6 protein-coding genes are annotated in these 5,059 nt (G+C 71.6%); 2 read left to right on the top strand and 4 right to left on the bottom strand.

Going from position 1 to position 5,059, the window contains the following annotated elements:
• The 4 genes from RIF89_RS10835 to RIF89_RS10820 form a co-directional block, all read right to left on the bottom strand.
• On the bottom strand, positions 1-1,100 hold a 1,100-nt coding region (locus RIF89_RS10835), incomplete at its 3' end, for a lyase family protein (protein WP_309069123.1).
• A 7-nt stretch (positions 1,101-1,107) separates the two neighbouring features.
• Complete coding sequence (pcaG, locus tag RIF89_RS10830) at positions 1,108-1,671, bottom strand: protocatechuate 3,4-dioxygenase subunit alpha (protein ID WP_309069122.1); 564 nt, start codon at positions 1,669-1,671, stop codon at positions 1,108-1,110.
• Between the two features lies 1 nt (position 1,672).
• Positions 1,673-2,494 (bottom strand): protocatechuate 3,4-dioxygenase subunit beta, encoded by an 822-nt coding sequence (gene pcaH / locus RIF89_RS10825; RefSeq protein WP_309069121.1) that lies wholly within the window; start codon positions 2,492-2,494, stop codon positions 1,673-1,675.
• Positions 2,495-2,613: 119 nt separating this feature from the next.
• Positions 2,614-3,420 carry an IclR family transcriptional regulator gene (locus RIF89_RS10820; protein ID WP_309069120.1) on the bottom strand — a complete coding sequence of 269 codons (807 nt, stop codon included), beginning with the start codon at positions 3,418-3,420 and terminating at the stop codon, positions 2,614-2,616.
• 136 nt (positions 3,421-3,556) lie between these two features.
• On the opposite strand from RIF89_RS10820, the gene purU reads away from it, so the two are divergent.
• Together purU and RIF89_RS10810 are read left to right on the top strand one after the other, a co-directional pair.
• On the top strand, positions 3,557-4,429 hold the full coding sequence (gene purU, locus RIF89_RS10815) for a formyltetrahydrofolate deformylase (protein ID WP_309069119.1): 873 nt from the start codon (positions 3,557-3,559) through the stop codon (positions 4,427-4,429).
• A 431-nt stretch (positions 4,430-4,860) separates the two neighbouring features.
• Positions 4,861-5,059 (top strand): helix-turn-helix domain-containing protein (locus RIF89_RS10810; protein WP_309069118.1); only part of this gene is annotated, 199 nt, incomplete at its 3' end.

Below are 5,059 nucleotides of genomic sequence, written 5' to 3'. Positions count from 1 at the left end.
TGCAGTCCGTCGGCGAGGTCGGCCGCGTGCGCGGCCGCGCCGAGAGCGACGCGCAGCAGCTCCCGCAGCGTGGGCCACTCGGCGTGCCACGCGCCGTCGGGGCGCTCGTCGACCGCGAGCGCCGCCGTCGTGTGCAGCGTGGCGCCGAGGTGCGGGCCGCGCAGAGCCGCCGAGCGGATCAGCACCGAGCGCGCCGGGTTCTGCTTCTGCGGCATGGCGGAGGACCCGCCGCCGGATCCCTCCGCGAGCTCGCCGATCTCGGTGCGCGAGAGCGTCGCGACATCCGCCGCGAGCACACCGAGCGCATCCAGTGCCTGCACGAGCGCGTCGCCGAGCTCCGTCACGGGCCAGCGCGCCGTGTGCCACGGGGCGTCCGGCGCGGCGAGTCCCACGGCGTCGGCGAACGCCGCCGGCAGACGGGCCGCGCGATCGGCCCCGAGGATCTCGACGAACGAGGCGAGGGTGCCCCCGGCGCCGCCGAGCTGCGCGGGCAGGCAGTCGCGTGCGGCGGCGAGCCGCTCGCGCGAACGACGGAGCGCACGCAGCCAGTTCGCTGCGCGCAGTCCCGTGGTCGTGGGAACGGCGTGCTGAGTGAGCGTGCGGGCCGCGGCCGTCTGATCGCGGTGCTCGCGCGCGAAGCGCTCCAGCGCCTCGGTCGTCGCATCGAGGCTCGACAGCACGTGCCCGGCCGCGTCCTTCGCCACCATCATCAGGGCGGTGTCCAGGATGTCCTGGCTCGTCGCGCCGCGGTGCACCCAGGGCCGCACGAGGGCGCCCGCCGCCTGGCGCAGCCGCTTCACGAGCGGGATCACGGGATTGCCGCCCGCGATGCCGGCGAGGGCGAGTTCGCGCGCATCGAGCATCGCCGCCCCTGCGCCCTCATCCAGCAGCGCGGCGAGTCCGCGCGCGTCGGCGAGCACGCCGGCGCGATCGCGCTCCTGGTCGAGGCCGCCGACCGCGGCGTACGCCTCGACGAGCCCGATCTCGGCCGTCACGAGGGCGGCGAGCACCGCATCGTCGGTGACAGGAGCTTCCCGCCCGGCCGTCGCGGGCGACAGCAGCCCTTGATCGAGCCCGGAGCGAGAGACGTCAGAAGGCAATGCGGTCCTATCCGAAGACAAGAAAGGCAGTCTCCTTGTCGCCCTGCAGGTGGATGTCGTGGCGAAGGTACCCCTCGGGCGTGCGCGTGGCGGTGAGCGACGCGCGCTCGGACTCGCTCAGCTGCGACAGGAAGGGGTCGGCGGCACGCAGGTCGTCGTGCTCCGGCAGGTAGATGCGGGTGTGCAGCTTGTCCGGCAGGCCGCGCGCGTAGACGACCGCGGCGATGAAGGGCGCCCTGCCGCCGATCGGGCCGGGATTGCGCGTCCAGAAGTGGAAGCGGCCCTCGTCGGTCGTCATGGCGCGGCCGAAGCCCGTGAACGAGTACCCGTCGCGGTGCAGCGAGCCGCGCGCATCGGGGATCGAGCCGTCGGCGTCCGCGCCGAAGATCTCGATCACCGCGTCGGGGATCGGCGCGCCCGCACCGTCGTAGATCGCGCCGGTCAGCACGATCGCCCCGGGACTGTGCGGGAAGGCGACCTCGTTCATCCGGTCGTATTCGAGACCGAACTTGAAGAACGGGCCGATGGTCTGCCCGGCCGTGGGCTCGAGCGTCTTCTCTCCGAGCGACATGTCAGTGCTCTCCCTCTTCCGGCTCGAACCAGGTGGCGTCGGGGCCGTCGACGACGATGTCCCAGCGGTATCCCATCGAGAACTCGGGCACCGTCAGGTCGTGGTCGTACGCCGCGATCAGGCGGTCGCGATCCTTCTCATCCCGGATCGAGTTGTAGATGGGGTCGAGCGCGAACAGCGGGTCGCCCGGGAAGTACATCTGCGTGATGATCCGCTGCGTGAAGCCCGAGCCGAACACCGAGAAGTGGATGTGGGCGGGACGCCAGGCGTTGATGTGGTTCTTCCACGGATACGGGCCCGGCTTGATCGTCGTGAAGTGGTACTCGCCGTCGTCGTTCGTGATCGTGCGGCCCGCTCCCGTGAAGTTGGGGTCGAGCGGCGCGGGGTGCTGGTCGCGCTGGTGGATGTAGCGGCCGGCGGCGTTGGCCTGCCAGATCTCGATGAGCTGGTTGCGGATCGGACGCCCCCAGCTGTCGAGCAAGCGACCGGTCACGGTCATCCGCTCGCCCTGAGGCTCTCCGGTGTGCTGCAGCGTCAGATCGGACTCGATCGCGGCGACGTCGCGCTGGCCGAACGCCGGCGAGTAGAGCTCGATCGTCTCGGGGTCGACGAGACGGGGATTCTTGGTCGGGTGGCGCAGGAGGCTCGAGCGGTACGGCGGGAAGTCCCGGATGGTCTTCGGCAGCTGCTCGCGGCCCGCGACGCGCTCCGCGAACCCGGCGTGGAGATCCTGGATCTCCCGAGTGATCTGGGACTGCGGCGGGAAGTCCGCGGACCGCAGGAGCGACTCCGGCGCGGCCGCCTGGGGCGCGGTGTCAGTCATAACGTCTCCTTCGACGATCGGGTCGTCTCAGGCTGACACCGCGATCGACGGGAGGCGCCCGTTTTTCTCACTCAGTGACAGTCGTTCTGACGACGCTCCCACTGTACGGGACTTGTGAATCAGAACGAACGCAGCGCGCGGCCCAGATCGGCCGCCGTCTGCGTCACGAGCGCACCCAGCCGACGCGTGTCGGCGCCGTCGATGCGGGTGACGACGCCCAGGGCCGTGGGCGGCAGGCCCGCGACGGATCCGACGGGCGCCGCGACCGAGACATTGCCGAGGGTCATCTCCTCGCGCGTCGTCGCGTAGCCACGGGCGCGAGCCCTGTCGACCTCGGCGCGCACGGCGTCGGGTTCGACGATGGAGTGCATCGTCTCGCGCTCCAGCGGCCGCGACAGGAACCGCTCGAGCCAGTCGCCGGTCTGGGTCGCGAGCAGCGCCTTGCCGACGCCCGTCGTGTGCAGCGGCTGACGGCCGCCCATCCTGCTGAGCGTCGGGATCGACGAGCGTCCGGTCAGTCGTCCGACGAACAGCGCGGAGGCCCGCTCGGGCGCCGGCGCGTCCAGCACGGCGAGGTGCACGTTCTCGCCCGTCGCCTCGTACAGGCGGGACATGTAGGGAAGCGCGGTCTCCCGCAGGCGCAGGGCCAGCGGCGAGAGCTCTCCGAGCTCCCAGAGGCGGGCGCCCACCGCATAGCGGCGCCCGGGCGTGCGCGCGAGCAGGCCGAGCTCCAGCATCTGCGCCAGGATGCGATGCAGCGTCGAGGATGACAGGCCTGTCAGCGCGCCGAGGCGCGACGCCGAAAGCTCCGGCTCATCCGCGGTGAAGCAGCTCAGGATCCGCATCGTCCGGGCGAGCATTCCGTCGGCGTCGACGGTGGACGGCGCGATCCCCATGACGGTGTCGCTGATCGTGGCGCTCGACATGGTGACACCGTAGCCAGCGCGGGCGCCGTTCCCTCAGGGGGTTGACGGATCGACGAGGGGTTGCAAGCCGGTATCTCAGTCTGCGGCGGACGCGGCGGCGGCGAGCCCGGTGAGCGGGTCTGGATACGATCGACAGATGCGGATCGACGGCCTCACCGACCACGCCTGCCTGATCGTCTCGGGCCCCGACCAGCACGGGATCGTCGCTGCCGTGACCACGCTCCTCGCGCGGCACGACGCCAACATCGTCTCCCTCGACCAGCACTCGACCGACCCGGTCGGCGGCGACTTCTTCCAGCGCGTGGTGTTCCACCGCGCGGCCCTCGAGGACGCGATCGGCGAGCTCGAGGCCGACCTTGCCGCGACCCTCGAGCCGTTCGGCCTCACGTGGCGCCTGCGCGACATCTCCATCCCGAAGCGCATGGCGATCCTGGCGTCGACCGAGGACCACTGCCTGCTCGACCTGCTGTGGCGCCACCGGCGCGGCTCGCTGCCCGTCGAGATCCCGATGGTCATCTCGAACCACACCCGGACGGCCGACGACGTCGCGTCCTTCGGCGTGCCGTTCGTGCACGTGCCGTCCCAGAAGGGGCCCGACAAGAGCGCGTCCGAGGCGGCCATCCTGCGCCACCTCGCCGAGGCCGACGTCGACTTCGTCGTGCTGGCGCGGTACATGCAGATCCTGTCGGGCGACTTCCTGCAGAAGGTCGGCGTGCCCGTGATCAACATCCACCACTCGTTCCTGCCGGCGTTCATCGGAGCCAACCCGTACCAGAAGGCGAAGGACCGCGGCGTGAAGCTGATCGGCGCGACCGCCCACTACGTGACGGAGGAGCTGGACGAGGGGCCGATCATCGAGCAGGACGTCGTGCGCGTGACGCACGCGGACAGCACGCCCGAGCTGCGCCGCCGCGGCGCGGATGTGGAGCGGGCCGTGCTCTCGCGCGCCGTGCTGTGGCACGCGCAGGATCGCGTGCTCCGCAGCGGCAATCACACGATCGTCTTCTGACCGGCGACGACGCCGGTGCCGGCCTCGCCCGGCCGATCGCGTCAGCCGGGCCGCGTCAGCTGCGGCGCGCCTGCGGACGAGAGCGCCAGCGGCCGGCCAGCGCGTCGAGAGACGAGCGCAGAGCGAACAGGGCCTCGCGCGCGCCGGGGAGGCGCCGCGCGCGGGCCCGGCGCCGGGCGATGTGGCGGATGCCGCCGAGGGGCGCGGGAAGAATCCGCGGAGCGCTGCCGACGTGCCGGCGGCGGATCCGATCAGGGTGAGCGGTGCAGCTGCTCATGACGTGGCCTCCCGTCTGTGCCGAGGTGGATGAGCCGCGCCATCGAGGCTAAAGTGAGAGGGTGACTCCGTTCGGAGGATCCCTCCGTTTAGAGTAGCGGAGGATTCCTCCGGTTCGCAAGCCGTTTCCTGATCCGCCCGCACGAGGAGGGACGATGTCGGAACAGACCACCGAGGCGCTGCCGTCCTGGACGGGCATCCAGCGCCCCCATCGCGCCGACGCGCGGCGCAACTTCGACGCGCTGATCGCCGCCGCACGCGACGCGTTCGCCGAGCACGGCACGGGCGCGTCGCTCGAGGACATCGCGCGCCGCGCGGGCGTCGGGATCGGCACGCTGTACCGCAACTTCCCGA

It is taken from the genome of Microbacterium sp. (assembly GCF_031178525.1).
Taxonomy (GTDB): Bacteria; Actinomycetota; Actinomycetes; order Actinomycetales; family Microbacteriaceae; genus Microbacterium.
The sequence above is the reverse complement of the archived record's forward strand: the minus strand, read 5'-3'. Positions and strand labels throughout refer to the sequence as shown.

Coding starts and splice junctions, on each gene's coding strand:
- purU (WP_309069119.1), top strand. CDS start 3,557: ATGCGGATCGACGGCCTCACCGACCACGCCTGCCTGATCGTCTCGGGC.
- pcaH (WP_309069121.1), bottom strand. CDS start 2,494: ATGACTGACACCGCGCCCCAGGCGGCCGCGCCGGAGTCGCTCCTGCGG.
- pcaG (WP_309069122.1), bottom strand. CDS start 1,671: ATGTCGCTCGGAGAGAAGACGCTCGAGCCCACGGCCGGGCAGACCATC.
- RIF89_RS10820 (WP_309069120.1), bottom strand. CDS start 3,420: ATGTCGAGCGCCACGATCAGCGACACCGTCATGGGGATCGCGCCGTCC.